This is a genomic window from Indolivaga capnocytophagoides (genome assembly GCF_036511535.1).
In the GTDB taxonomy this organism is placed as follows: Bacteria; Bacteroidota; Bacteroidia; order Bacteroidales; family Dysgonomonadaceae; genus Dysgonomonas_A; species Dysgonomonas_A capnocytophagoides.
Map to the genome: position 1 here is coordinate 2,966,653 of NZ_AP028867.1, position 23,627 is coordinate 2,990,279.

Genomic DNA, 23,627 nt, shown 5'->3' on the forward strand with positions numbered 1-23,627 from the left:
CGCTTAATTAATCTTTATCTAATTTATATTTGGATATATCTAAACCAAAAGACAGGTTCAAGCTATCCAATAATTCATCAAGTTCAGTAAGAGATTTCTTACCGAAGTTTCTAAATTTAAGAAGATCGTTCTTGTTGAATTGAACAAGTTCACCAAGAGTCTCTACCTCTGCTGATTTCAAACAATTTAGAGCTCTCACCGAAAGGTTCATATCTACTAACTTGCTCTTCAACAACTGACGCATATGAAGTATTTCTTCATCAAATTCTTCGTTTCCATCAGTTTCTGTTTGCTCTAACAAGATCTTCTCATCAGAGAACAACATGAAGTGATGAATCAGAATTTTAGCAGCTTCTTTCAAAGCGTCTTTAGGATGTATAGACCCATCTGTTGATATTTCTATAACCAATTTTTCGTAGTCCGTTTTTTGTTCTACACGATAGTTTTCTATCGCATATTTCACGTTACGAATAGGAGTATAGATAGAATCAATTGCGATAACATTAACATCGTCATTCGGATTACGGTTCTCATCAGCTGGAACATATCCGCGACCTTTGTTAATTGTCAATTCAATCTGAAGGTTTGCACTGGAATCTAAGTGGCATATTACTAAATCAGGATTCAATACCTCAAATCCGGACAGGTGTTTACCAATATCTCCAGCTTTGAACACTTCGGAACCCGAAATAGTTATACTTACTTTTTCATTCTCGATTTCTTCTACTATTTGTTTGAATCTTACTTTTTTAAGATTCAAGATAATGTTTGTTACATCTTCTATAACCCCCGGTACTGTGGCAAACTCATGCTCAACACCGTCGATTTTGATAGAAGTAATAGCAAAACCTTCAAGCGAAGAAAGGAGAATACGGCGAAGAGCATTACCTACAGTAATACCGTAGCCGGGTTCCAACGGACGAAACTCAAATTTTCCGAAGAAATTGTCCGCCTCCAACATTAATACTTTATCGGGTTTTTGAAATGCTAATATCGCCATGAAATTATTATTTAGAATACAATTCTACGATCAACTGTTCTTTGATGTTTTCGGGAATATCTGCTCTTTCTGGCAAGTGTAAAAATTTACCAGCTTTAGAAGATTGATCCCATTCAACCCAAGGATATTTACTGTGGTTAAATCCTGCTAAAGCGTTATCAATCACTTCCAATGATTTAGATTTCTCACGAACACCTATCACCTGACCTGGTTTCAATGTATAAGAAGGAATATTTACCACCTTACCATCAACCACGATATGACGGTGAGAAACAAGCTGACGAGCAGCAGCTCTTGTAGGAGCGATTCCCAAACGATATACAACATTATCTAATCTTGCTTCAAGGAATTGCAAAAGAACCTCACCGGTAATACCACGTGAGCGAGCAGCTTTTTCGAATAGGTTACGGAATTGTTTTTCCAACACTCCGTAAGTATATTTTGCTTTTTGTTTTTCACGCAACTGAATACCATATTCAGAAGTCTTTTTCTTTCTACCGTTACCATGTTGTCCGGGAGGATAGTTCTTCTTAGAAAGAACTTTATCCGGTCCGAATATAGGCTCACCGAATTTACGGGCTATTTTTGATTTTGGTCCAGTATATCTTGCCATTTTTTTTAAATTAATACATTAAAAAGAAGCGAGAATTGTGCAGCCGCGATTACAGAGAGGGTGTTTTGCAATCAATCACAACTCAAGTTTCAAACTTTAAAATTGGGATTAAACTCTTCTGTGTTTTGGAGGACGACATCCATTATGAGGAAGTGGAGTAACATCAACGATTTCTGTTACCTCAATTCCGGCACCATGTATTGTACGGATTGCAGACTCACGTCCATTACCCGGACCTTTTACAAACACTTTTACTTTTCTAAGACCAAGATCGTATGCAACTTTTGCACAGTCCGATGCTGCCATCTGAGCTGCATAAGGGGTGTTCTTTTTAGAACTTCTGAAACCCATTTTACCTGCAGATGACCAGCTGATCACTTGTCCTTCGCTATTTGTAATAGAGATAATAATATTGTTAAATGAAGAATGCACATGAGCTTGTCCGACTGCATCAACTTTAACGACTCTCTTTTTCGCTGCGACTGTTTTTTTTGCCATATCAAACTATTATTTTGTAGCTTTTTTCTTATTTGCAACAGTTTTCTTTCTACCCTTACGTGTACGGGCATTATTTTTAGTACTTTGTCCTCTCAGAGGCAAGCCATTACGATGACGAATTCCACGGTAACAACCGATATCCATTAAGCGTTTGATATTCAACTGAACTTCTGATCTCAAATCCCCTTCTACTTTATATTTAGTAGAAATAATTTCACGGATAGTACCCGCTTGATCATCAGTCCAATCTTTTACTTTAAGATCTCTATCAATACCTGCTTCTGCCAAGATAGCATTAGAAGCACTTCGTCCGATACCATATATATATGTCAAGGCAATTTCGCCTCTTTTATTTTGCGGTAAATCGACACCAACTATTCTTATAGCCATATACTAGATTATATTTTGCAAAATTAATAAAATTATCCCTGACGTTGTTTGTACTTAGGATTTTTTTTGTTGATTACATATAAGCGTCCTTTTCTTCTGACGATTTTACAATCATCTGTACGCTTTTTCAATGATGCTCTTACTTTCATATCTTGTTTTTTTATTTATATCTGAAAGAGATCCGACCTTTAGTCAAATCATAAGGAGACATTTCCACACGTACTTTATCTCCGGGAAGAATCTTGATATAGTGCATACGCATCTTTCCCGAGATATGAGCAGTGATCTCATGCCCGTTTTCTAATTCTACACGAAACATTGCGTTTGACAATGCTTCTACAATTACGCCATCTTGTTCTATTGCAGCTTGTTTAGCCATAAATTATTTTTTAGATTCCGTTGTTTCCTAATACAGCCTCGACAAATTCAAATGTCGATAGAATATCTGCTTTACCTTCACGGATTGCAACTGTATGCTCAAAGTGTGCCGACATTTTACGATCTTTAGTTCGTACAGTCCAACCATCACTCTCGAACACGACATTCTTACTTCCTTGATTAATCATGGGTTCTATCGCAATACACATTCCTCTTTTTAACTGAGGACCTGTACCTCTTCTTCCATAATTAGGAACTTCAGGTGACTCGTGCATTTTACGACCGATACCGTGACCGACTAATTCTCGGACAACAGAAAAGCCCTTTTTTTCGCAATACATCTGAACAGCCTCACCAATGTCTCCGATACGGTTACCTTCTACGGCTTTAGCTATTCCTTCGTATAAAGATTCTTTTGTTGTTCTCAGAAGTTTTTTTACGTCTTCCGCAACTTCACCTACACAAAAAGTATAGGCTGAGTCTCCGCAGAATCCGTTTTTTTCGGTTCCGCAATCAACGGATATAATATCTCCATTCTTCAATATATATTCCGAAGGAAATCCGTGAACCACATTCTCATTAACCGAAATACACAATGAATAAGGAAATCCATTATATCCGAGAAATGAAGGGATAGCCCCATGGCTGCGAATAAACTCTTCTGCAATATTATTGAGATGCAGTGTAGTAACCCCCGGTTTGATGTGCTTGGCAACTTCACCAAGAGTCATGCCAACCAAACGGTTACTTTCACGCATCAATTCTATTTCTTCGTCTGTCTTTAGAAAAATCATTATCTATTTTAAACTTAATATGCTGCAATTGATCCAGTGCGCCCCTTGATTCTTCCGGATTTCAACAATCCATCATAGTGACGCATCAACAAGTGGCTCTCAATTTGCTGCAAAGTATCCAGTACTACCCCGACAAGGATAAGCAATGATGTTCCTCCAAAGAAATGAGAGAACTCACGGCTAATTCCGACCAGACTAGCAAAAGCAGGAAGGATTGCAACCAATGCAAGGAATAATGATCCGGGCAAGGTTATACGAGACATAACGTCATCTATATAATCAGCTGTTTTTTTCCCGGGTTTGATACCAGGAATGAAACCATTATTTCTCTTCAATTCATCAGCCATTTGCACCGGGTTAATTGTAATTGCTGTGTAAAACCATGTAAATAAAATAATCAACAAAGCAAATATTGTACAATATAACCAACTTGTATTATCAGTCATAGAACGCATAAACCATCCTGCCTGATCCGCAGTAGTAAATCCTGCAATAGCCACCGGAATAAACATTATTGCCTGAGCAAAGATAATAGGCATCACATTTGCAGCATTCACCTTTAGAGGAATGTACTGGCGAGCTCCACCATATTGTTTATTACCAACTATACGTTTTGCATATTGTACCGGAATCTTACGAGTACCTTGTACCAATAAGATAGCTATACCTATAACAAACAGCAAGAATACTATTTCGAGCAGGAATACTATCAAACCTCCGGCCTGATCGCTCAAACGAGACATGAACTCGTTCACTAGAGCATGAGGCAGACGGGCAATAATACCTACAAGAATGATAAATGATACACCATTACCAATACCTTTATCCGTAATACGCTCTCCTAACCATAGAACAAACATACTACCTCCGGCCAATATTATTGTTGAAGGTATATAGAATGACCATAGCCCACCGGGAGCAGCACTACCCAAAGCACCCATCAAATAGGCAGGACCTTGGAATAACAATATAGCTACTGTCAGATAACGGGTATATTGATTTAGTTTATTACGTCCACTTTCTCCTTCTTTCTGCAATTTCTGGAAATATGGTAATGCAATACCTAACAGCTGGATAACAATCGAAGCCGAAATGTAAGGCATAATTCCCAGTGCAAAAATAGAAGCATTTGCAAAGGCACCTCCTGAGAACATATCCAATAGTCCTACCAGCCCTCCTGATGCAGTATGCTTTAAAGCATCCAAATCAGCAGGATTTACTCCGGGAAGCACAACATGTGCCCCGAAGCGGTAGATAACTACGAAAAAGAAAGTAGTGAGAATCCGTTTGCGCAGATCCTCAATCTTCCATATATTTTCAATTGTCTTTACAAATCCCATCTTAGTCTAGTTTTGTTGCGGTTCCACCTGCAGCCTGAATAGCGGCTTCTGCTGACTTAGAAAAAGCATGAGCAACTACTTCCAATTTAGAAGTAACAGCACCATTACCTAATATTTTAACTAAGTGCTTAGACGAAACAAAACCAGCGTCGATCAAAGCCTGAACATCAATCTTTGTTAGGTTTTTAGCATCAGCCAAAGCCTGAAGAGTGCTTAGGTTGATTGGCTTATATTCCACACGGTTGATGCTCTTGAAGCCATACTTAGGAAGACGACGTTGAATAGGCATCTGACCTCCTTCAAATCCGATCTTCTTAGAATAGCCTGATCTTGACTTAGCTCCTTTATGACCTCTAGTTGAAGTACCACCCAAACCAGAACCTGTACCACGACCAATTCTTTTTCTTGTTTTAGTAGCCCCTTCAGCGGGTCTCAAATTAGATAAATTCATATTCTTAGATTTTTATCTTTTACAGATTATTACTCTACTATAGAAACTAAGTGATGAACTTTAGCAACCATACCTCTTATAGCAAGATTGTCTGGATGTTCAACTACTCTGTTCAACTTTTTCAAACCTAAAGCATCCAAAGTTTTCTTTTGATCTTTAGGGCAGTTGATTCTGCTTCTAACTTGTTTAATTTTAATTGTTGCCATAATTGTAATCTCCTTGCGAATTAGCCTTTAAAAACTTTTTCCATTGATACACCTCTGTTTTGAGCAACAGTATAAGCATCTCTTAACTCACCTAAAGCCTCGATAGTAGCCTTCACTAAGTTGTGAGGGTTAGACGAACCTTTAGACTTTGCAAGTACGTCAGTTACACCAACACTTTCAAGTACGGCACGCATCGCACCTCCTGCTTTAACCCCTGTACCGGGAGCAGCTGGTTTGATAAATACTTCCGAACCTCCAAATTTAGCAATCTGCTCATGAGGTACAGTACCTTTCAATACCGGAACTTTGATTAAGTTTTTCTTTGCAGCTTCAACTCCTTTAGCAATGGCTGTCGTTACTTCTCCGGCTTTACCTAAGCCCCAGCCAACAATGCCATCTTCGTTTCCTACAACTACGATAGCAGCGAAACTGAATGTACGACCACCTTTTGTTACTTTAGTAACACGATTGATAGCCACCAATCTGTCTTTCAATTCAATATCGTTGGTCGATTTTACTTTATTATTAACTCCTGCCATTTCTATTAAAATTTAAGACCACCATTACGGGCAGCGTCTGCTAATTCTTTAATTCTACCGTGATATAGATAACCGTTACGGTCAAATACTACAGTTGTAACACCAGCTTCCTGTGCTGCTTTAGCCACCAATTCGCCAACTTTAGCTGCAATCTCTTTTTTAGGAGCTTTTTCTCCTAATTTAAGAGAAGAGGCAGATGCAAGAGTTTTTCCGGCCAAATCGTCAATTACTTGAGCGTATATCTGCTTGTTACTTCTGAATACGGTCAAACGAGGACGCTCTGCAGTACCACTTACATGGCTGCGAACTCCTAATTTTATCTTATTTCTTCTATCTGTCTTCGATGTCATGATTATTACAGTTTATGTAAATTATTTACCTGCTGATTTACCTGACTTACGACGTATCACTTCACCTACAAAACGGATCCCTTTACCTTTGTAAGGCTCAGGTTTACGGAATGAACGGATTTTAGCACATACAAGCCCGATAAGTTCTTTATCGCAAGATTCTAAAATGATCAAAGGGTTTTTGTTTCTTTCAGACTTAGTCTCAATTTTGATTTCAACCGGCAGCAACATGTGAATGTTGTGAGTAAAACCAACCGAAAGGTCTAGTTGTTGACCTGCATTAGAAGCACGGTAACCTACACCTACTAATTCCAATTCTTTACGGTATCCTTCAGAAACCCCGATAACCATATTATTGATTAACGCTCTGTAAAGACCATGCAACGCACGATGTTCTTTCTCATCACTCGGACGTGTAACTGTTACAACTCCTCCATCAACATTTATTTTGATGTCAGCATTTACACTCTGAGTTAATTGACCTTTAGGACCTTTTACAGTCACTAAATTATCATTATCCACAGTTACGGTTACTCCCGCAGGGATAGTTATAGGTAATTTTCCAATTCTTGACATAGTATACCTCCCTCTTAATTAATAAACGTAACATAAAATTTCTCCACCGACTTTAAGGTCGCGAGCTTCTTTGTCAGTCATAACACCTTTAGAGGTAGACAATACAGCAACACCAAGACCATTAAGTACTCTTGGCATTTCTTTGTATCCTGTATACTTACGAAGACCTGGAGTTGAAATACGAATTAACTTCTTAATTGCATTCACTTTGTTAACCGGGTCATACTTCAAAGCTATTTTGATTGAGCCTTGAGGACCTTCTTCTACAAACTTATAGTTAAGAATGTAGCCTTTTTCAAAAAGAATCTTTGTGATTTCTTTTTTCAAATTTGACGCTGGTATCTCTACCACTCTGTGTTTAGCCATGATCGCATTACGAACACGCGTCAAATAATCTGCTATTGGATCTGTCATTATTAAATTGATTTAAATTAATCCCGGCTTCCGGGACAATATTTAATTCTAAAAAAAATTCTAATAGATTACCAGCTTGCTTTTTTTACTCCTGGTATTAAGCCTTTAGAAGCCATTTCTCTGAACTGAATACGAGAAATTCCAAATTGGCGGATATAGCCTTTTGGACGTCCTGTCATACTACATCTGTTGTGTAGACGGATAGGTGTCGAATTCTTTGGCAGAGCCTGAAGACCTTCATAATCTCCTTCAGCTTTCAGCTGTGCACGCTTAGCTGCATATTTAGCAACAAGTTTTGCACGCTTCACTTCGCGGGCTTTCATTGATTCTTTTGCCATCTTATATCAATCTTTTTTTGCGTTCTTAAATGGTAGTCCAAACTCTTTCAAAAGAGCATAACCTTCTTCATCTGTTTTCGCAGAAGTTACAAAGGTAATATTCATTCCCAGAATTTTATTGATTGAATCAATATTAATTTCAGGGAAAATGATTTGCTCCTGGATACCTAGTGTATAATTACCACGGCCATCAAGCTTGCTTTCGATACCTTTGAAGTCACGTATACGAGGAAGAGCAACTTTCACAAGTCTTTCCAAGAACTCATACATACGATCGTGGCGTAATGTAACCATTACCCCGATTGGCATTTTCTTACGCAATTTGAAGTTAGAAATATCTTTCTTCGAAACAGTTGCTACAGCCTTTTGACCGGTAATAGTAGCCATTTCGTTAAGAGCCGTTTCTATAATTTTTTTGTCGGCAACAGCTATACCCAGACCTTGATTGATCACAATCTTTTTAAGAACAGGCACCTGCATTGGCGACTTATAACCGAATTCTTTCATCAAAGAAGAAACAATACGGTCTTTATATTCTGACTTAAGAGTTGTTGTATTGCTCATTATTTAATTACCTCCCCTGATTTTTTAGAAATACGTACTATTTTTCCTTCTACAACTTTACGACCAACGCGAGTTGGTTTTCCTGTTTTAGGGTCTACGACATTCAAGTTAGAAATATGTATAGGAGCTTCTACTTGTTCTCTACCTCCTTGAGGATTTTTCGCATTAGGCTTAGCATGTTTCGTTACCATGTTCAGACCTTCTACGATAGCACGTTGTTTGTCAACTAAGACTTTAACAACACGGCCAGTCTTACCTTTGTCTGTTCCGGTATTTACGAAAACGATATCGCCTTTCTTTATATGTAACTTACTCATTACCGTTTCTGGATTAATTTTGATTAAAGTACCTCTGGTGCTAATGAAACGATCTTCATGTTTGTAGCACGAAGTTCACGAGCAACCGGTCCGAAGATACGGCTACCTCTGATTTCTCCGGCTGCATTCAATAACACACATGCATTATCGTCGAAACGGATATATGATCCGTCAGCTCTACGTACTTCTTTTTTAGTACGAACAACTATAGCTTTAGTTACAGCACCTTTCTTAATATCACTTGAAGGGATCACATTTTTGATAGCAACTACTATCACATCACCAACTGATGCATAGCGACGTCTTGTGCCTCCCAATACGCGGATACAAAGAGCTTCTCTTGCTCCGCTGTTATCTGTTACAGCTAACCTAGATTCTTGTTGTATCATAATTATTTAGCCCTTTCAATTATTTCGATTAATCTCCATCTTTTTAGCTTACTCAAAGGACGAGTCTCCATGATACGAACTGTATCGCCGATATTGCACTCGTTTTTTTCGTCGTGAGCATGATATTTCTTCGTTTTATTAACGAACTTTCCGTAAATAGGGTGTTTTTCTTTCCATTTTACAGCAACAGTAATGGTTTTTTCCATCTTATTACTGAAAACGACCCCGATTCTTTCTTTTCTTAAATTTCTAGTTTCCATCAGCTCTTATTACTTGTTATTTAGTTCTCTTTGGCGCAATACTGTCAAAATGCGAGCGACATCACGACGCTTTACTTTGATCTGAGCAGGATTATCCAATGGAGTCACACTGTGGTTTAAAACTAATTGATCTAGTGCCGCTTTTTCGGTCACTAATTTGTCTGCTAAATCCTTATCGGACAATTCTCTTACTTCTGCAATATTCATCGTGCTTAAGAATTTTGAGTTAAATCATAATCTCTACGTACTACGAATTTTGTAGTTACGGGTAGTTTTTGAGCAGCTAAGCGCAATGCTTCTTTTGCCACCTCAAAAGACACACCTTCGATTTCGAATAGCATTCTTCCGGGAGTAACAGGAGCCACAAATCCTTCTGGCGAACCTTTACCTTTACCCATACGCACTTCGGCAGGCTTCTTAGTAATAGGCTTATCAGGGAAGATACGTACCCATACTTGTCCTTGACGTTGCATGTAACGAGTTACAGCAATACGAGCCGCTTCGATCTGACGTCCGGTAATCCATTTAGAATCAAGAGTCTTGATTCCGAATGAACCGAAAGCCAATTGGTTGCCACGTTGAGCATTACCCTTCATGCGACCTTTTTGCTGTCTTCTAAACTTAGTTTTTTTCGGTTGTAACATCTTTTTTCAAATGTTTAATTCTTATTTTCTCTTACCTTTCTTGAAACCTCTTCCTGAATCCGAAGATCTGCGATTATCGCCACCTCTGTTTTGAGAAGCGTTATCTTTAGATGCTACGAATGAAGGAGCAAGGTCTTTCTTACCGTAAACTTCTCCACGGCAAATCCATACTTTGATACCGAGCAAACCTACTTTTGTCAAAGCTTCAGCGTGTGCATAATCAATATCTGCACGGAATGTATGTAGAGGTGTACGTCCTTCTTTGTACATTTCGGAACGAGCCATTTCAGCACCGTTCAAACGTCCAGAGATTTGGATTTTGATACCTTCTGCACCCATTCTCATTGTTGAAGCAATAGCCATTTTTACTGCACGGCGGTAAGCGATCTTACCTTCAAGCTGACGTGCAATATTGTTAGCTACGATAACCGCATCTAACTCTGGCTTTTTGATTTCAAATATATTGATCTGAATATCTTTATCTGTAATTTTCTTTAGCTCTTCTTTCAGCTTATCTACTTCTTGACCGCCTTTACCGATAATGATTCCGGGGCGTGCAGTACATACTGTAATAGTTACAAGCTTCAGAGTTCTTTCGATCACTATGCGAGATACACTAGCTTTTGCCAGGCGGGCATTTAAGTATTTACGGATTTTGCTGTCTTCTAAAAGAGTATCACCGTAATTTTTACCGCCATACCAGTTTGAATCCCATCCTCTAATGATACCTAAACGATTTGCTATCGGATTGATTTTTTGTCCCATCTGGCTAAATTAATTTTGTTTTTTATTAATAAGTGCATCTACTTCGATAGTCACATGATTCGAACGTTTACGAATTCTGTAACCTCTACCTTGTGGAGCAGGACGAAGTCTTTTTAACATCGCTCCTCCATCTACATAAATCGAAGACACATACAGTTCTCCACTCTCGGCTTTACGTTCATTTTTAGCTTCCCAGTTTGCAATAGCAGAACGCAAAAGTTTTTCAACTCTTGCAGATGCTTCTTTATTTGAGAATTTCAAAACGCCAAGAGCTCTAAACGCTTCCATACCTCTTACCATATCGGCAACTAAACGCATTTTGCGAGGCGAAGTAGGAACGTTATTCAACTTAGCTAAAGAAACCGCTTGTTTAGTTTCTTTTCTAGCATCAGCTGCTATTCTTTTTCTCTTACCCATTTTATATTAATGTTTCTTTTTTTGAATAAATTTTGGCTTTGCTCAGATTACCTTTTCTTGTTACCTCCGTGTCCACGGAAAGTACGAGTTAAAGCGAATTCACCTAATTTGTGACCTACCATGTTTTCTGTTACATATACAGGTATAAATTTATTCCCGTTATGAACAGCGATGGTGTGACCTACAAAGTCAGGAGAAATCATCGAAGCTCTTGCCCATGTTTTAACTACAGCTTTTTTGCCTGACTCATTCATAGTCAAAACTTTTTTCTCAAGCTTAACATTAATATACGGGCCTTTTTTTAACGAACGACTCATAATTTTCTTTTAATTAATCAGGTTACTTCTTTCTTCTTTCAATAATGTACTTAGAAGAATGTTTCTTAGGAGCTCTTGTTTTAAGACCCTTAGTATACAATCCATTACGTGATCTAGGATGTCCTCCCGAAGCACGACCTTCTCCACCACCCATTGGGTGATCAACAGGGTTCATTACTACCGCACGAGTACGTGGACGACGACCAAGCCATCTAGAGCGTCCTGCTTTACCTGATCTTTCAAGTGCATGATCTGAATTACCAACACTTCCTACTGTAGCTTTACAAGCTAATAGTACTTTACGTGTTTCACCCGAAGGCATTTTCAGGATAGCATAGATACCTTCACGAGAAGTTAACTGCGCATAAGCTCCTGCCGAACGAGCCATTTTAGCTCCTTGTCCCGGGCGTAATTCGATATTATGAACAACTGTACCGATAGGAATATTTGCCAAAGGCAATGCATTTCCTATCTCAGGTGCTGCTTCTGCACCTGACATCACTGTCTGACCTACTTCCAAGCCTGTTGGGGCAATGATATAGGCTTTAGCTCCGTCTACGTAATAAAGCAATGCGATACGAGCCGAACGGTTCGGATCGTATTCGATTGATTTAACAGTAGCAGGAACTCCGTCTTTTGTTCTCTTGAAGTCTATGATTCTCAGCTTTCTTTTGTGACCTCCACCAACGTTACGCACGGTCATTTTACCGGTATTGTTGCGGCCACCTGAAGCACTCTTACCGACTACAAGAGATTTCTCTGGCACACTAGCAGTGATTTCCTCAAATGTACCAATAACTTTGTGTCTTTGCCCCGGTGTTGTGGGCTTTAATTTACGTACTGCCATTTTTGTATTTAGATATTACTAAAAAAGTCTATAACTTCACCTTCTTTCAAGGTAATGATTGCTTTCTTGTAAGCAGAAGTTTTGCCATTAACAGCACCTGCTTTAGTAAAACGGCTTTTGCGTTTTCCAGGATAGTTGATGGTATTTACACTTTCTACTTTTACTCCGTAAACTTGTTCTATAGCTGCTTTGATTTGAGCTTTGTTAGCATCTGGAGTCACACGAAAACCATAGCGGTTAGGAAATTTTTCCGAGATCGCTGTTTGTTTTTCTGTCAATATAGGTTTAATCAAAATTCCCATTTTTACCTCCTTATGCTTTTAAAAGTTTATCAATTACCGCAACTGAAGATTCCGCCAACACAAGACTTGAGCAATTCAAGATTGTATAAGCGTTTATATCAGAAGCAGTTACAACTTTAACTCGTTCTAAATTACGAGCCGACAAATATACGTTTTTATTTTGATCAGGCAAAACCAAAACTACCTTTTTATCAGCAACTTGCAAATTTTTAGCTAATGCCACAAAATCTTTAGTTTTTGGAGCTTCGAAGTTAAAGTCTTCAACTACTAAGATCTGATTGTCTTTCGCTTTGTAAGACAATGCTGATTTACGAGCAAGAACTTTCACTTTTTTATTCAATTTAAAGCTGTAGTCTCTTGGTTTAGGACCAAATACACGAGCACCACCAACCAATACTGGAGAGTTGATATCACCACGACGGGCTCCACCACCACCTTTTTGTTTGATTAGTTTACGTGTACTACCAGACATCTCACTTCTTTCTTTAGACTTGTGAGTACCTTGGCGTTGGTTTGCCAGATACTGTTTTACGTCTAACCAAAGAACGTGGTCGTTAGGCTCGATTCCATAGATCGCATCGTCTAACGATACTTTCTTTCCGGTATCTTTACCGCTTATATTTAATACACTAAGTTCCATTATTTTTCAATTAATACGATTGAACCTTTGCTTCCCGGAACAGAACCTTTTACTAGCAAAAGATTGTGCTCAGCGATCACTTTAATTACTTGTAGATTTTGTACAGTAACACGTACATTACCCATTTGTCCACCCATTCTTGTTCCTTTGAACACCTTAGCAGGGTAAGAACAAGCACCGATAGAACCCGGAGCACGCAAACGGTTATGTTGTCCGAGAGTAGCTTGTCCAACCCCACCGAAACCGTGACGTTTAACAACACCTTGGAAACCTTTACCCTTTGATGTTCCGATAACATCGATAAATCCGTTTTCATCAAACAGATCCACCTTCAATTCATCGCCTGGTTTGCAACCTTCAAATCCTTTGAACTCAGCCAAGTGTCTCTTAGGTGCTACTCCTGCTTTTTTGAAATGACCGGCAAGAGGCTTAGTTGTATGTTTGTCTTTTGCATCGACAAAACCCAACTGAACAGCTTCATAACCATCTGTTTCTGCAGTTTTAACTTGAGTAACAACACAAGGACCCACTTCGATAACAGTGCATGGAACATTTTTTCCCTCGGCACTGAAAACGGATGTCATTCCGATTTTTTTTCCTAATAATCCTGGCATTTCTTTAATTAATTTACTGATTTATCAAACTTTAATTTCTACTTCTACCCCACTTGGCAATTCAAGTTTCATCAAAGCATCCACAGTTTTAGCTGTTGAGCTATAGATGTCGATCAATCTTTTATAAGAAGATAGTTCGAATTGCTCACGAGACTTTTTGTTTACGAAAGTCGAACGGTTCACAGTGAAGATACGTTTGTGCGTTGGTAAAGGAATTGGTCCGCTCACCACAGCTCCTGTAGCTTTAACTGTTTTCACGATTTTTTCAGCAGATTTGTCTACCAAGTTGTAATCGTAAGATTTCAGTTTGATTCTAATTTTTTGACTCATATGGTCTTTTAATTAATAAATTGATTTTAAATATATAATGATGCAAACTGCGATTAAGAGTCATTTACTAATCACAGTCTGCATACATTTTCTTTTTATTTGATAAGATCTACACGACCTTGACATTCAGTCAATACTTGTTTCGCAATAGAAGAAGATACTTCTTCGTAATGAGAGAAAGTCATCGCTGAAGTTGCACGTCCTGAAGTGATAGTTCTTAAAGAAGTCACATAACCGAACATCTCAGCCAATGGAACTTTAGCTTTCACGATACGAGCTCCTGAACGGCTTGATTCCATACCTTCAACTTGTCCACGACGTTTGTTCAAGTCAGAAATCACATCACCCATACTTTCCTCAGGTGTTACAACCTCAAGTTTCATGATTGGCTCAAGAAGAACGGGAGATGCTTTTTCGGAAGCACTCTTAAATGCAAAGCGAGCACAAAGTTCGAAAGACAACTGGTCTGAATCGACCGGGTGGAAAGAACCATCCACAAGAGTTACTTTCAGTTTATCCAAAGCAAAGCCGGCAAGCACACCATTCTTCATTGAAGAAAGGAATCCTTTCTGAACCGAAGGAATAAATTCTTTTGGTATATTACCACCTTTTACTTCATCAATAAATTGAAGATCTCCTTCGAAACCAGCATCAGCAGGACCTACCTTCACGATAATATCGGCAAACTTACCACGACCTCCTGATTGTTTCTTATAAACTTCGCGAAGCTCTACTGTATTAGTAATCGCTTCTTTATAAGACACCTGTGGACGACCTTGGTTACATTCTACCTTAAACTCACGTTTCAAACGGTCGATAATGATTTCCAAGTGAAGCTCACCCATACCTTCGATGATAGTTTGACCTGAGTCTTCATCGGTATGTACACGGAATGTTGGATCTTCTTCTGCAAGTTTAGCCAAACCGTTAGAAAGTTTATCGATATCTTTTTGAGTCTTAGGTTCAATAGAAATTCCGATCACAGGATCAGGGAAGTCCATTGACTCAAGTACGATAGGATTATTTTCATCGCAAAGAGTATCTCCTGTACGAATATCTTTGAAACCAACACCCGCACCTATATCTCCTGTAGAGATAACATCTTTAGGGTTTTGTTTATTTGAGTGCATCTGGAACAAACGTGAAATACGTTCTTTTTTATCAGAACGAGGATTGTATACGTATGAACCGGCAGGAAGTTCTCCTGAATACACACGGAAGAAACAAAGACGTCCCACGAATGGGTCTGTTGCGATCTTAAATGCAAGAGCACAAAGAGGCTCATCCGGACTTGGGTGACGTACTACTGTATTGTCATTTCTTGGATCAACACCTTCGATAGCTAATGTATCAACAGGGCTTGGCAAGAATTTAGCAACAGCATCCAATAAAGGTTGTACACCTTTGTTTTTGAATGAAGAACCCAATAACATAGGGTTGATCTGCATAGCCAAAGTTCCTTTACGGATAGCAGCGATCAATTCTTCTTCTGTGATAGATTCGGGATCATCAAAGAATTTCTCCATCAAATCTTCATCACATTCAGCAGCTTTCTCAAGCAAATTAGCTCTCCACTCTTTAGCTTCTTCTAGGACATCAGCAGGGATTTCTTCAATCTCATAAGCAGCACCCATAGTTTCGTCATGCCAGAAATAAGCCTTCATAGTGATCAAGTCTACGATACCACGAAAAGTTTCTTCTGCACCAACAGGGATTTGAATAGGGCAAGGGTTTGCACCTAACATTTCTCTTACCTGACGAACTACTTCGAAGAAATTAGCACCCGAACGGTCCATTTTATTTACATAACCGATACGAGGTACATTATATTTGTCAGCTTGACGCCATACAGTTTCAGACTGAGGCTCAACACCGGCTACCGCACAAAATGTAGCGATAGCACCGTCAAGGATACGAAGAGAACGCTCTACCTCTACAGTAAAGTCAACGTGTCCGGGGGTGTCAATCAAGTTGATTTTGTAAATCTCATTATTATATCTCCACTGAGTGGTTGTAGCAGCCGAAGTAATAGTGATACCACGCTCTTGCTCTTGTTCCATCCAGTCCATGGTAGCTGCACCATCATGCACCTCGCCTATTTTATGAGTCAAACCAGTATAAAAAAGAATACGCTCAGAGGTCGTAGTCTTTCCGGCATCGATGTGAGCCATGATACCGATATTTCTGGTAAGTCTTAAAGCATCTGTAACTTTTGCCATTGTTTAAATTATCTCCTTAATTAAAATCTGAAGTGAGCAAATGCACGGTTAGCTTCTGCCATTCTGTGCATATCTTCTTTACGTTTGTAGGCACCACCTTGATTATTGAATGCGTCAACGATTTCGGCAGCTAATTTATCAGCCATTGTTTTACCGCCTCTTTTGCGAGAATAAAGAATAAGATTCTTCATGCAGATAGATTCTTTACGATCAGGGCGAATTTCGGTTGGAACCTGGAATGTAGCACCACCCACACGGCGAGATTTTACTTCTACCTGAGGTGTTACATTTTCCAAAGCAGCTTTCCATATTTCAAGAGAGCTTTTTTCTTCGTTAGGAAGTTTAGTTTTCACCACTTCCAACGCTGTATAGAAAATTGTGTATGAAGTACTTTTTTTACCATCATACATCAAGTGATTTACGAATTTCGTAACTTTTACATCACCGAAAACAGGATCCGGAAGCACCTGTCTTTTCTTTGGTTTTGCTTTTCTCATTGCTTGTTAAAAATTTTGTTCTTGTTTTTGGTTGCCAATTTCCCGTCTTCAACAGTTCCGCTGAACTATTTACTCAACCTATAGTAGCCTACCCAATAAACTTAAAAACACTTTAATACTTGAATTAATTAAAAATGTTGATTATCGGAACGAAGAATTATTTCTTCTTTCCTCCCTTAGCTGGTGCCGCTGGTGCTGCTTTTCCTGCTTTAGGACGTTTCGCTCCATATTTAGAACGTCTTTGAGTACGACCATTCACACCGGCAGTATCCAATGTTCCGCGAACAATGTGATAACGTACCCCAGGAAGGTCTTTCACACGACCACCTCTAACAAGTACAATTGAGTGCTCTTGCAAATTATGTCCTTCTCCAGGAATATAAGCATTCACCTCTTTTGAGTTTGTTAAACGCACACGTGCTACTTTACGCATAGCTGAGTTTGGTTTTTTAGGAGTGGTTGTATACACACGCACACAAACACCTCTTCTTTGAGGACAAGAATCCAAAGCAGGAGACTTGCTCTTATCAACCAAAACAGCCCGTCCTTTTCTTACTAATTGTTGAATTGTAGGCATTTTTTTAATTTTTAGAACTTAAAAAATTCAATTATTATTTGGTTAAACTACTTCGATATACGACAATAAATCACAGCCAAACATATGATTTCCAAAGAAATACACACGAAGACTGATCATTACAGAGTAAATCGAGGTGCAAAAATACAATAAATCAATGAGATATACAATGTATCAACAACGAAATATTAATAAAAAAAATCATGCATAACATTAATAACCACTTCATTCAATATATAAGAGACCTCTGTTCAGTAAAAAACATCAAACTATAGCTTACCTTAAGATACAATCAATAAAATCTTAGGCAAAACAAAGGGCCGGACTTTTACGTCCAGCCCAATTGCCCACATTTTCTACCCATCGTGTAATAGTGTTCAGATGTGTCGTCTGTTTTTAAAATAGAGAGTGTACAATATATAGAATATAACGAAAGTTGCTAACGGATATTTATAATCTCCTATCGGAGAATCAACAGCTCCCAATTCGGGATTACCCCACCCATCATTCGGATTAAAACCCCCTCCACTCTCTCCGGCAGACGGACTGGCTGACGCAATAACATTTACTGCTATGTTTTCATTGTAATAAACTTCCGACGGAAGCAGTTGACTTCCTGAAGGACTGCCGGACGAATAATAATTGTCATCCCCTATATTTTGAGCATACAAAGGGCTGGTGCATACCAATAGTATACATAAAACTTCCACTATAATTTTCATAGAAATAACTTATTTACAGGAAATTAATTCCCCCATAGTCTATCAATTCATATCGCTATCTTAAATGTACTCTCAGCCGTAGCCGTTCTTACTTTTATCAAATACACACCTTTTCCCAAAGTCTGCCCTCCAACTTCCACATCTAAAGACTCAACTCTGGCTTTCTCTTCTATCAATCGCCCAAGCATATCATATACAGAAACATTCTGAATAAGATCTCCTGTCGACTCCACACGATACTTATCTCCATCTTTTTTCAGAGAGATAGAGCTTTCCGATGAAATTATATCCTCTCCAATACCCGAGGTTGGTTTTCCGCTAACCCTCAAATAAAAACGCTTTTCCAGATTTTCCGTAGAACTTTTCTCGAAAGAAACGGACTCAACTTTTCTCAAGTCATACTCCTTGTTTAATACTTTATCTATTAATTTTATATTTGAGTAAGAATCAACTTTATCCATACCTGAGAAACTCAAGGTACCTAATCCTGTTTTTATCGTTTTTATCCCGATTTCCACATCTTGAGACTCAGCATCAACACCTATAAGATTAATTTCTGACGGAGAGAGATCTGTTGTTAACGTATACAATTCAGCGAGCTGATCTCCCGGAGCAAAAAGTTTTTCGATATCCTCCCCTTTTTTGAAACTTCCGGATGCTCCCGAACGAAGGGCTACAATCACCTGTGACTCATCATTGGAGAGCTTAAGATTTAATCGAATAATATTCGACAGATCCTGTGACGAAGATCGCAGCACTGCCGCCGTAGAAACTCCACCTGAAGTTACATTTTCGGGTTTAAACAGCAAAGATTCTGCACCCGGCTTAGATTCAACAAAGAACGATTGCATCGGAGCTATATAACGAGATGTTGCAGAAGGAGAAATATCAGTACTCAAACCCGTTAAACCCGACCATGATTCCGTTCCCCCATCACTGATATAAGAATAAAATTTTACACCATCCCAAATTCTATAATACCCATATATTTTTGTTTTATTATCAGAATAAAATTTATCAAAATTCAAATAGGACATAAATGGATTACCGATAATATTAGTAGCCGCCGCATTTATCGCTACGGTAATCTGCCCATTTACATAATTATCCTCAAAGACAAAACGATATCTATTATCTTTCTGAGCCTGAGTCAGGCTGTTATGATTGGAAACCCAAGTCAAACTATCAGGGATAGACGCTACGGCCCCCCGAGATAATACCCCTGATGGATAAAGCCACTCTCCGGTTTTTGCATCATGATAACTATACGTAACATCACTTCCATCAGGCAGACGGCGAGGAAACTTATATGGGGTTCCTGTTAAAAAATTCTGATCAGGATAAGAATACTGTTCATCTTTACCATTCACCCAAAGAGCAAACCCTTTTTCAGGCCCGACCCTTTCCTCTAAATTTGCAAAAGGAGCCGAAAAACTACTAATACGATAACCCACACGTCCATCTGGATTCACATTGCTCTTAACATTAAAATACATCATAAATATTTTCGGTGACATAGAATCTGTCCATGTCATATCTCCATGATAATCGGCTGAGTACATATACCGGAGAGGAGCTCCCAGCATATACCAACGATTACGCACCAACAACAACTCGACATATGCTTTCCGATACAATAGATACTGAACCTGTCCCACAGCCGCACCAGACTTAAACGTGATATCCCGACAGGCATCTCCATTCTTCAGAGTAGGATATATATTTGCACCGGAGGGGAGTGTCACATCAGTACACCAGATTGGATAACCTCCACCGGTAGACGACTGCCAGTTATTCGCATTAGCCCATACATCATCAGTTACCGCGGATTTCCATGCAGCAACAGAAGGATGAACACTTGCCACCACAGTTTTCATCTCTGTACCAAAATTATCTTTTATTACATACGTCAACTCCCCTGAAACATCCTCCGTGAATACCGCCTGATAAGAAGCGTCAAAGGTTCCCTTTTTTACATTGTTCCTATACACAGAATAAGCAGGTCCCGGCAGCAAAGAACTGCCGGACATTGTTATTTTGATCGGGCACTTTGTACATGATGCATCTATCAAAACCGTTGGCTCCGCAACTACAGTGATATGTACAACCGCCTGAGCATAACCTGCTCCTGATTCCGAGATATTATATGTTATGTCCGGCATTACCTGAGGAAGGCTTAACCCCGGAACAGATTTAAACGTTATATTTCCTGATTGATCAATTGAGACCACTCCCGCCAAAGCCCCATTTTTATAAACCTGAGCGTTAGTTCCCGAAGCATAAGTCGTTCCGTTAATGGTAAAACTGGTAACAGTTATTGCTCCGTTCAATTCACTCGGCGAATCATTTGTCAGAATATTAGCATGAAGCTCCTGCTCTGATTTCACCACGTAATAATCATCTACAGCTGTAGGTTTGGGGACATCTACACATCCATCATGTTTCACCAATACAATCTCATTCGAATACATAGGACAACCCGAAGTTGCCGTGGTATAAATCGCCAAACGATACACTCCTGCATCATTTGTAGAAAAAGTTCGATCGACCTTCCCTGAAATATTTACAAATGTGTTTCCTGTTTTTTTCTGCCACTGAAAAGTGTAGCCGGTTTTAAACGCATCAACAATTGACCCTGTAAGAGTAAAAGTCGCCGCACAACCCGTTCCCGTGGAAGTTATATTTGCCTGTATCTGGGGGATAATAGCTTTCATGCTCAGATTATCCAGCCCAAGGTCATTTCCTCCACCGCCACTCTCATTGTTTCGAAAAGCAACATACACCGAAGTTGCAGAACATGGAGCAACATAGTCAAAAAACGTGTTTACCCATTCACCTGGAGTCGGAAGTGTTGTCGAAGATTTAGCTGCGACTGTTGTCAACAGGCTTTTATCCGGATCAATAATAAACGCAACATTTGGTGTTATTTGTCCGGTCATATTCAAGCGAACTAAATCCACACTCATTCTATAAGCCTGTCCGGGCTGCACAGATATTTTCTGAAGATAAAAGAGTTTGGTTTTATCGTAGTCGGCGTTGACTATCATAAAATAATTAGACGGGCTATTCGTATTAGTTTCATATTTATCATATACTGTTTTAGGCCAGTCCATATAACTATAGGACGGAGGTCCATACATTCCTCTTGTCGTAGTAGCGATAATATAATACCCATCGCTCGGCCCATGAGGAACCTGATAGGTGCTTTTCCCTCCATTATTTCTCTTAGGAAAATAATATTTCGTAGGCCCATTAGTAGACAACCCCCATGTATAGGAAGTCTGATCCGAAGCCAACGGTTTTCCCACAGTTGCTGTTGTATTTAACGTAAGTGACAACAAATTGCCAGACTCATTATAAATACTTGACGCAGGTTGATAATAAGTTCCGATATTAGATACACTCACTCCCGGATATATATGTGTACCGGTAGAATTATCTCCATTTTTACCTTGTGTGGAAATTGATCCGAAATTGCCATTCACAACAAGTTCAGGCCCATAAATCTGAGCAGACACACTCAAAGCCTGCAGCCCCAATACAAATATTAAAAATCTCCTCAAAAACTCTCTTTTATTCAAAAAACAAGACATAAGATCCTCCGTAGGCAGATTTTTTCCGCCTTAATAATTATTCAATAGAAATACAATTCCATATTCGAATTAACATTTTCGATTATGCGAGAGTGCATAAAACAGCCTATAGGATAAATTATTATCCCAGCCTCACGAAAACATCAAACCGCTCAGATGATTCTTCATAATATGCGCCACAGTCAATCCTTCCCCTCCAAATGCTTAATAAAGCAATGAGCATCTACTTATCGTCGCACGCAAGTTATTCAATCATAACCAATACTTTTCATTCAACATCCTGATTTAGTTCAATTGATATCCACCTTATAAAACCTAATATTTACTTTTTATCGCACAGTGTATTTTGCAGTAATACCTGTAAAGTTTAAGAATGTTTTTATTCAAAATTTAGCTTATTTTAAGAAGAAATATTAACTCTTCTTTCACAAACAAAGATCGTTCGTTTTTCTCATAAATCTCAATAAAAAATCATTTATTTTAGTATTCTATATTTCTATTTACGTAATACAGTATAATATAGCCTCTATTTTTGCAATAAACACCGGAAAATTTGTCTGTTTCCGCAAAACGATCATTATAATTTGTTGATATTTCGATTATAGATTAATTAACAAATAAATTTCTGACAGCTTCCTTTTGACTCGATATATACATATGCCTCTGTCTTTCCCCGCTTTGGGTTATAAGAGTAGAATAACGTTTAAACGACTCAATCCATTCCTTATGAATACGACATACCTCTTCATTACAAGACTCGATTGTATTCATCGAATAAAGACGGAATAAGGCCATCTCGAATTCATTGCATTCATAATGAATATATGTACTATCTAAATCTATTTCAGACACATATATATTCACATCTTTAAAACCATTGTATTTGCCCGAAATTGAAGCCTCTTCCAGATCGTCTATAAAAAGCAGTAATTCGGCTTTAATTTCTTCAAGATCATCCTTAGAAAGATAATTCAGCTTAAAGAAATATGCTATTTCTTTTATAAAAGATGTAAAAACATTATGATCGAGCACCATTAAGGTTTTTTGAATCAAATTCATTTCCTTTATGTAAACTTTATGCAGATCCAATATCTTATCGGGAATCTGAAATTCAGAAAACGGATAATAAAGCAGAGATTTTTTGGACTGATACATCCAACGATAAAGGCGTAGCTTTGTTAATTTATTATATGTTAACAGCAAAGGCAATGGCAATGCATTTAATGCAAAACGAGCCATAGAATTCGAAGATTGATTGATTCTCTTCAGATTTTCAATATAACTGGTTGTTTTGGAGCAATAATCATCAACCTGAAATTCAGGATCAAACATCCGCAAATCAAAAACAGCCTGAGAATAGCTGTTAACGCCGACAATAGAGTCCAAAGAAAAACCATATTTTCTGGACAATGTGGCTATTTCATCAAATGTAAAGGCAACCTCTCCTCTCAGCCTTCTGTAAACCGCTTCTTTTCCAATATATAAGACATCTGTCAATTCATTTACCAACGTGTCCCCATTAGACATAGATTTTTTTATAGCTTCAACAAGTCGTTCGTGTAATTTATTATTTTCTTTCATTATATAACATTTGTCTTTAATACACATAAAAACCATACACAACAGCCCGTCTAGTTGTTAAGCTTAGACATTGTGTAATGTTAAAAGTCAAAAATATCTGTTATATAAAGGTAGGAATCAATCAGATGCAAAGGTCAGCAAATAA

The 23,627-nt window shown here is 38.5% G+C and carries 35 protein-coding genes; all 35 read right to left on the minus strand.

Annotation, left to right across the window (positions count from 1 at the left end):
- Positions 1-7: 7 nt before the first annotated feature.
- Positions 8-1,000 (minus strand): DNA-directed RNA polymerase subunit alpha, encoded by a 993-nt coding sequence (locus AABJ51_RS11905; protein WP_026626996.1) that lies wholly within the window; start codon positions 998-1,000, stop codon positions 8-10.
- Positions 1,001-1,007: 7 nt separating this feature from the next.
- Complete coding sequence (rpsD, locus tag AABJ51_RS11910) at positions 1,008-1,613, minus strand: 30S ribosomal protein S4 (RefSeq protein WP_026626995.1); 606 nt, start codon at positions 1,611-1,613, stop codon at positions 1,008-1,010.
- Between the two features lie 108 nt (positions 1,614-1,721).
- Positions 1,722-2,111 (minus strand): 30S ribosomal protein S11, encoded by a 390-nt coding sequence (gene rpsK, locus AABJ51_RS11915; protein ID WP_026626994.1) that lies wholly within the window; start codon positions 2,109-2,111, stop codon positions 1,722-1,724.
- Positions 2,112-2,120: 9 nt separating this feature from the next.
- A complete protein-coding gene (rpsM, locus tag AABJ51_RS11920; protein ID WP_026626993.1) occupies positions 2,121-2,501 on the minus strand; it encodes a 30S ribosomal protein S13 in 381 nt (126 codons plus the stop codon).
- 32 nt (positions 2,502-2,533) lie between these two features.
- Positions 2,534-2,650 carry a type B 50S ribosomal protein L36 gene (gene ykgO / locus AABJ51_RS11925; RefSeq protein WP_026626992.1) on the minus strand — a complete coding sequence of 39 codons (117 nt, stop codon included), beginning with the start codon at positions 2,648-2,650 and terminating at the stop codon, positions 2,534-2,536.
- Positions 2,651-2,661: 11 nt separating this feature from the next.
- Positions 2,662-2,880: a translation initiation factor IF-1 gene (gene infA / locus AABJ51_RS11930; protein WP_026626991.1), complete on the minus strand. Its 219-nt coding sequence runs from the start codon at positions 2,878-2,880 to the stop codon at positions 2,662-2,664.
- Positions 2,881-2,890: 10 nt separating this feature from the next.
- On the minus strand, positions 2,891-3,673 hold the full coding sequence (map, locus tag AABJ51_RS11935; protein ID WP_026626990.1) for a type I methionyl aminopeptidase: 783 nt from the start codon (positions 3,671-3,673) through the stop codon (positions 2,891-2,893).
- Positions 3,674-3,687: 14 nt separating this feature from the next.
- Positions 3,688-5,013, minus strand: a complete 1,326-nt coding sequence (secY, locus tag AABJ51_RS11940) for a preprotein translocase subunit SecY (RefSeq protein ID WP_026626989.1) — start codon at positions 5,011-5,013, stop codon at positions 3,688-3,690.
- A gap of 1 nt (position 5,014) precedes the next feature.
- Positions 5,015-5,464: a 50S ribosomal protein L15 gene (gene rplO / locus AABJ51_RS11945; RefSeq protein WP_026626988.1), complete on the minus strand. Its 450-nt coding sequence runs from the start codon at positions 5,462-5,464 to the stop codon at positions 5,015-5,017.
- A 29-nt stretch (positions 5,465-5,493) separates the two neighbouring features.
- Entirely contained in the window at positions 5,494-5,670 is a 177-nt protein-coding gene (gene rpmD, locus AABJ51_RS11950) for a 50S ribosomal protein L30 (RefSeq protein WP_026626987.1), read from the minus strand.
- Between the two features lie 20 nt (positions 5,671-5,690).
- Positions 5,691-6,209: a 30S ribosomal protein S5 gene (rpsE, locus tag AABJ51_RS11955; RefSeq protein WP_026626986.1), complete on the minus strand. Its 519-nt coding sequence runs from the start codon at positions 6,207-6,209 to the stop codon at positions 5,691-5,693.
- A 5-nt stretch (positions 6,210-6,214) separates the two neighbouring features.
- Positions 6,215-6,559, minus strand: coding sequence for a 50S ribosomal protein L18 (rplR, locus tag AABJ51_RS11960; RefSeq protein WP_026626985.1), 345 nt, complete (start codon positions 6,557-6,559; stop codon positions 6,215-6,217).
- A 21-nt stretch (positions 6,560-6,580) separates the two neighbouring features.
- Positions 6,581-7,135, minus strand: coding sequence for a 50S ribosomal protein L6 (rplF, locus tag AABJ51_RS11965; RefSeq protein WP_026626984.1), 555 nt, complete (start codon positions 7,133-7,135; stop codon positions 6,581-6,583).
- Positions 7,136-7,153: 18 nt separating this feature from the next.
- A complete protein-coding gene (gene rpsH, locus AABJ51_RS11970; RefSeq protein ID WP_026626983.1) occupies positions 7,154-7,549 on the minus strand; it encodes a 30S ribosomal protein S8 in 396 nt (131 codons plus the stop codon).
- 68 nt (positions 7,550-7,617) lie between these two features.
- Positions 7,618-7,887 (minus strand): 30S ribosomal protein S14, encoded by a 270-nt coding sequence (gene rpsN / locus AABJ51_RS11975; protein ID WP_026626982.1) that lies wholly within the window; start codon positions 7,885-7,887, stop codon positions 7,618-7,620.
- Positions 7,888-7,893: 6 nt separating this feature from the next.
- The gene (rplE, locus tag AABJ51_RS11980; RefSeq protein ID WP_026626981.1) at positions 7,894-8,451 is read right to left on the minus strand and encodes a 50S ribosomal protein L5; all 558 of its coding nucleotides are present in this window, start codon (positions 8,449-8,451) and stop codon (positions 7,894-7,896) included.
- Positions 8,451-8,768: a 50S ribosomal protein L24 gene (gene rplX, locus AABJ51_RS11985; protein WP_026626980.1), complete on the minus strand. Its 318-nt coding sequence runs from the start codon at positions 8,766-8,768 to the stop codon at positions 8,451-8,453. The genes rplE and rplX overlap by 1 nt, the downstream gene beginning before the upstream one ends.
- A gap of 23 nt (positions 8,769-8,791) precedes the next feature.
- The gene (rplN, locus tag AABJ51_RS11990) at positions 8,792-9,157 is read right to left on the minus strand and encodes a 50S ribosomal protein L14 (protein ID WP_026626979.1); all 366 of its coding nucleotides are present in this window, start codon (positions 9,155-9,157) and stop codon (positions 8,792-8,794) included.
- A 2-nt stretch (positions 9,158-9,159) separates the two neighbouring features.
- Positions 9,160-9,417: a 30S ribosomal protein S17 gene (rpsQ, locus tag AABJ51_RS11995; RefSeq protein ID WP_026626978.1), complete on the minus strand. Its 258-nt coding sequence runs from the start codon at positions 9,415-9,417 to the stop codon at positions 9,160-9,162.
- 9 nt (positions 9,418-9,426) lie between these two features.
- The gene (gene rpmC, locus AABJ51_RS12000; RefSeq protein WP_026626977.1) at positions 9,427-9,624 is read right to left on the minus strand and encodes a 50S ribosomal protein L29; all 198 of its coding nucleotides are present in this window, start codon (positions 9,622-9,624) and stop codon (positions 9,427-9,429) included.
- A 5-nt stretch (positions 9,625-9,629) separates the two neighbouring features.
- On the minus strand, positions 9,630-10,061 hold the full coding sequence (gene rplP, locus AABJ51_RS12005; protein WP_026626976.1) for a 50S ribosomal protein L16: 432 nt from the start codon (positions 10,059-10,061) through the stop codon (positions 9,630-9,632).
- Positions 10,062-10,082: 21 nt separating this feature from the next.
- Positions 10,083-10,826, minus strand: a complete 744-nt coding sequence (gene rpsC / locus AABJ51_RS12010; protein WP_026626975.1) for a 30S ribosomal protein S3 — start codon at positions 10,824-10,826, stop codon at positions 10,083-10,085.
- Between the two features lie 9 nt (positions 10,827-10,835).
- Positions 10,836-11,243: a 50S ribosomal protein L22 gene (gene rplV / locus AABJ51_RS12015; protein WP_338372742.1), complete on the minus strand. Its 408-nt coding sequence runs from the start codon at positions 11,241-11,243 to the stop codon at positions 10,836-10,838.
- A 47-nt stretch (positions 11,244-11,290) separates the two neighbouring features.
- Positions 11,291-11,560: a 30S ribosomal protein S19 gene (rpsS, locus tag AABJ51_RS12020; RefSeq protein ID WP_026626973.1), complete on the minus strand. Its 270-nt coding sequence runs from the start codon at positions 11,558-11,560 to the stop codon at positions 11,291-11,293.
- A gap of 22 nt (positions 11,561-11,582) precedes the next feature.
- Positions 11,583-12,407, minus strand: a complete 825-nt coding sequence (gene rplB / locus AABJ51_RS12025) for a 50S ribosomal protein L2 (RefSeq protein WP_026626972.1) — start codon at positions 12,405-12,407, stop codon at positions 11,583-11,585.
- 8 nt (positions 12,408-12,415) lie between these two features.
- Positions 12,416-12,709 (minus strand): 50S ribosomal protein L23, encoded by a 294-nt coding sequence (rplW, locus tag AABJ51_RS12030; protein ID WP_026626971.1) that lies wholly within the window; start codon positions 12,707-12,709, stop codon positions 12,416-12,418.
- 10 nt (positions 12,710-12,719) lie between these two features.
- A complete protein-coding gene (gene rplD / locus AABJ51_RS12035; protein ID WP_026626970.1) occupies positions 12,720-13,349 on the minus strand; it encodes a 50S ribosomal protein L4 in 630 nt (209 codons plus the stop codon).
- Complete coding sequence (rplC, locus tag AABJ51_RS12040) at positions 13,349-13,963, minus strand: 50S ribosomal protein L3 (RefSeq protein WP_026626969.1); 615 nt, start codon at positions 13,961-13,963, stop codon at positions 13,349-13,351. Before rplC ends, rplD begins: the two co-directional genes overlap by 1 nt.
- A gap of 24 nt (positions 13,964-13,987) precedes the next feature.
- Entirely contained in the window at positions 13,988-14,293 is a 306-nt protein-coding gene (rpsJ, locus tag AABJ51_RS12045) for a 30S ribosomal protein S10 (RefSeq protein WP_026626968.1), read from the minus strand.
- Between the two features lie 95 nt (positions 14,294-14,388).
- Positions 14,389-16,512 (minus strand): elongation factor G, encoded by a 2,124-nt coding sequence (gene fusA, locus AABJ51_RS12050; protein WP_026626967.1) that lies wholly within the window; start codon positions 16,510-16,512, stop codon positions 14,389-14,391.
- A gap of 20 nt (positions 16,513-16,532) precedes the next feature.
- Positions 16,533-17,009 (minus strand): 30S ribosomal protein S7, encoded by a 477-nt coding sequence (rpsG, locus tag AABJ51_RS12055; RefSeq protein WP_026626966.1) that lies wholly within the window; start codon positions 17,007-17,009, stop codon positions 16,533-16,535.
- A 157-nt stretch (positions 17,010-17,166) separates the two neighbouring features.
- Entirely contained in the window at positions 17,167-17,586 is a 420-nt protein-coding gene (rpsL, locus tag AABJ51_RS12060; RefSeq protein ID WP_026626965.1) for a 30S ribosomal protein S12, read from the minus strand.
- A 377-nt stretch (positions 17,587-17,963) separates the two neighbouring features.
- Positions 17,964-18,308 (minus strand): hypothetical protein, encoded by a 345-nt coding sequence (locus AABJ51_RS12065; RefSeq protein WP_026626964.1) that lies wholly within the window; start codon positions 18,306-18,308, stop codon positions 17,964-17,966.
- A gap of 47 nt (positions 18,309-18,355) precedes the next feature.
- Positions 18,356-21,871 (minus strand): T9SS type A sorting domain-containing protein, encoded by a 3,516-nt coding sequence (locus AABJ51_RS12070; RefSeq protein WP_338372743.1) that lies wholly within the window; start codon positions 21,869-21,871, stop codon positions 18,356-18,358.
- A gap of 636 nt (positions 21,872-22,507) precedes the next feature.
- Positions 22,508-23,482: a hypothetical protein gene (locus tag AABJ51_RS12075; RefSeq protein ID WP_338372744.1), complete on the minus strand. Its 975-nt coding sequence runs from the start codon at positions 23,480-23,482 to the stop codon at positions 22,508-22,510.
- Between the last annotated feature and the right edge of the window lie 145 nt (positions 23,483-23,627).

Bases quoted from the DNA above. Each gene is read 5' to 3' on its own strand.
- AABJ51_RS11905 (WP_026626996.1), bottom strand. From the start codon at position 1,000: ATGGCGATATTAGCATTTCAAAAACCCGATAAAGTATTAATGTTGGAG.
- rpsD (WP_026626995.1), bottom strand. From the start codon at position 1,613: ATGGCAAGATATACTGGACCAAAATCAAAAATAGCCCGTAAATTCGGT.
- rpsK (WP_026626994.1), bottom strand. From the start codon at position 2,111: ATGGCAAAAAAAACAGTCGCAGCGAAAAAGAGAGTCGTTAAAGTTGAT.
- rpsM (WP_026626993.1), bottom strand. From the start codon at position 2,501: ATGGCTATAAGAATAGTTGGTGTCGATTTACCGCAAAATAAAAGAGGC.
- ykgO (WP_026626992.1), bottom strand. From the start codon at position 2,650: ATGAAAGTAAGAGCATCATTGAAAAAGCGTACAGATGATTGTAAAATC.
- infA (WP_026626991.1), bottom strand. From the start codon at position 2,880: ATGGCTAAACAAGCTGCAATAGAACAAGATGGCGTAATTGTAGAAGCA.
- map (WP_026626990.1), bottom strand. From the start codon at position 3,673: ATGATTTTTCTAAAGACAGACGAAGAAATAGAATTGATGCGTGAAAGT.
- secY (WP_026626989.1), bottom strand. From the start codon at position 5,013: ATGGGATTTGTAAAGACAATTGAAAATATATGGAAGATTGAGGATCTG.
- rplO (WP_026626988.1), bottom strand. From the start codon at position 5,464: ATGAATTTATCTAATTTGAGACCCGCTGAAGGGGCTACTAAAACAAGA.
- rpmD (WP_026626987.1), bottom strand. From the start codon at position 5,670: ATGGCAACAATTAAAATTAAACAAGTTAGAAGCAGAATCAACTGCCCT.
- rpsE (WP_026626986.1), bottom strand. From the start codon at position 6,209: ATGGCAGGAGTTAATAATAAAGTAAAATCGACCAACGATATTGAATTG.
- rplR (WP_026626985.1), bottom strand. From the start codon at position 6,559: ATGACATCGAAGACAGATAGAAGAAATAAGATAAAATTAGGAGTTCGC.
- rplF (WP_026626984.1), bottom strand. From the start codon at position 7,135: ATGTCAAGAATTGGAAAATTACCTATAACTATCCCTGCGGGAGTAACC.
- rpsH (WP_026626983.1), bottom strand. From the start codon at position 7,549: ATGACAGATCCAATAGCAGATTATTTGACGCGTGTTCGTAATGCGATC.
- rpsN (WP_026626982.1), bottom strand. From the start codon at position 7,887: ATGGCAAAAGAATCAATGAAAGCCCGCGAAGTGAAGCGTGCAAAACTT.
- rplE (WP_026626981.1), bottom strand. From the start codon at position 8,451: ATGAGCAATACAACAACTCTTAAGTCAGAATATAAAGACCGTATTGTT.
- rplX (WP_026626980.1), bottom strand. From the start codon at position 8,768: ATGAGTAAGTTACATATAAAGAAAGGCGATATCGTTTTCGTAAATACC.
- rplN (WP_026626979.1), bottom strand. From the start codon at position 9,157: ATGATACAACAAGAATCTAGGTTAGCTGTAACAGATAACAGCGGAGCA.
- rpsQ (WP_026626978.1), bottom strand. From the start codon at position 9,417: ATGGAAACTAGAAATTTAAGAAAAGAAAGAATCGGGGTCGTTTTCAGT.
- rpmC (WP_026626977.1), bottom strand. From the start codon at position 9,624: ATGAATATTGCAGAAGTAAGAGAATTGTCCGATAAGGATTTAGCAGAC.
- rplP (WP_026626976.1), bottom strand. From the start codon at position 10,061: ATGTTACAACCGAAAAAAACTAAGTTTAGAAGACAGCAAAAAGGTCGC.
- rpsC (WP_026626975.1), bottom strand. From the start codon at position 10,826: ATGGGACAAAAAATCAATCCGATAGCAAATCGTTTAGGTATCATTAGA.
- rplV (WP_338372742.1), bottom strand. From the start codon at position 11,243: ATGGGTAAGAGAAAAAGAATAGCAGCTGATGCTAGAAAAGAAACTAAA.
- rpsS (WP_026626973.1), bottom strand. From the start codon at position 11,560: ATGAGTCGTTCGTTAAAAAAAGGCCCGTATATTAATGTTAAGCTTGAG.
- rplB (WP_026626972.1), bottom strand. From the start codon at position 12,407: ATGGCAGTACGTAAATTAAAGCCCACAACACCGGGGCAAAGACACAAA.
- rplW (WP_026626971.1), bottom strand. From the start codon at position 12,709: ATGGGAATTTTGATTAAACCTATATTGACAGAAAAACAAACAGCGATC.
- rplD (WP_026626970.1), bottom strand. From the start codon at position 13,349: ATGGAACTTAGTGTATTAAATATAAGCGGTAAAGATACCGGAAAGAAA.
- rplC (WP_026626969.1), bottom strand. From the start codon at position 13,963: ATGCCAGGATTATTAGGAAAAAAAATCGGAATGACATCCGTTTTCAGT.
- rpsJ (WP_026626968.1), bottom strand. From the start codon at position 14,293: ATGAGTCAAAAAATTAGAATCAAACTGAAATCTTACGATTACAACTTG.
- fusA (WP_026626967.1), bottom strand. From the start codon at position 16,512: ATGGCAAAAGTTACAGATGCTTTAAGACTTACCAGAAATATCGGTATC.
- rpsG (WP_026626966.1), bottom strand. From the start codon at position 17,009: ATGAGAAAAGCAAAACCAAAGAAAAGACAGGTGCTTCCGGATCCTGTT.
- rpsL (WP_026626965.1), bottom strand. From the start codon at position 17,586: ATGCCTACAATTCAACAATTAGTAAGAAAAGGACGGGCTGTTTTGGTT.
- AABJ51_RS12065 (WP_026626964.1), bottom strand. From the start codon at position 18,308: ATGAAAATTATAGTGGAAGTTTTATGTATACTATTGGTATGCACCAGC.
- AABJ51_RS12075 (WP_338372744.1), bottom strand. From the start codon at position 23,482: ATGAAAGAAAATAATAAATTACACGAACGACTTGTTGAAGCTATAAAA.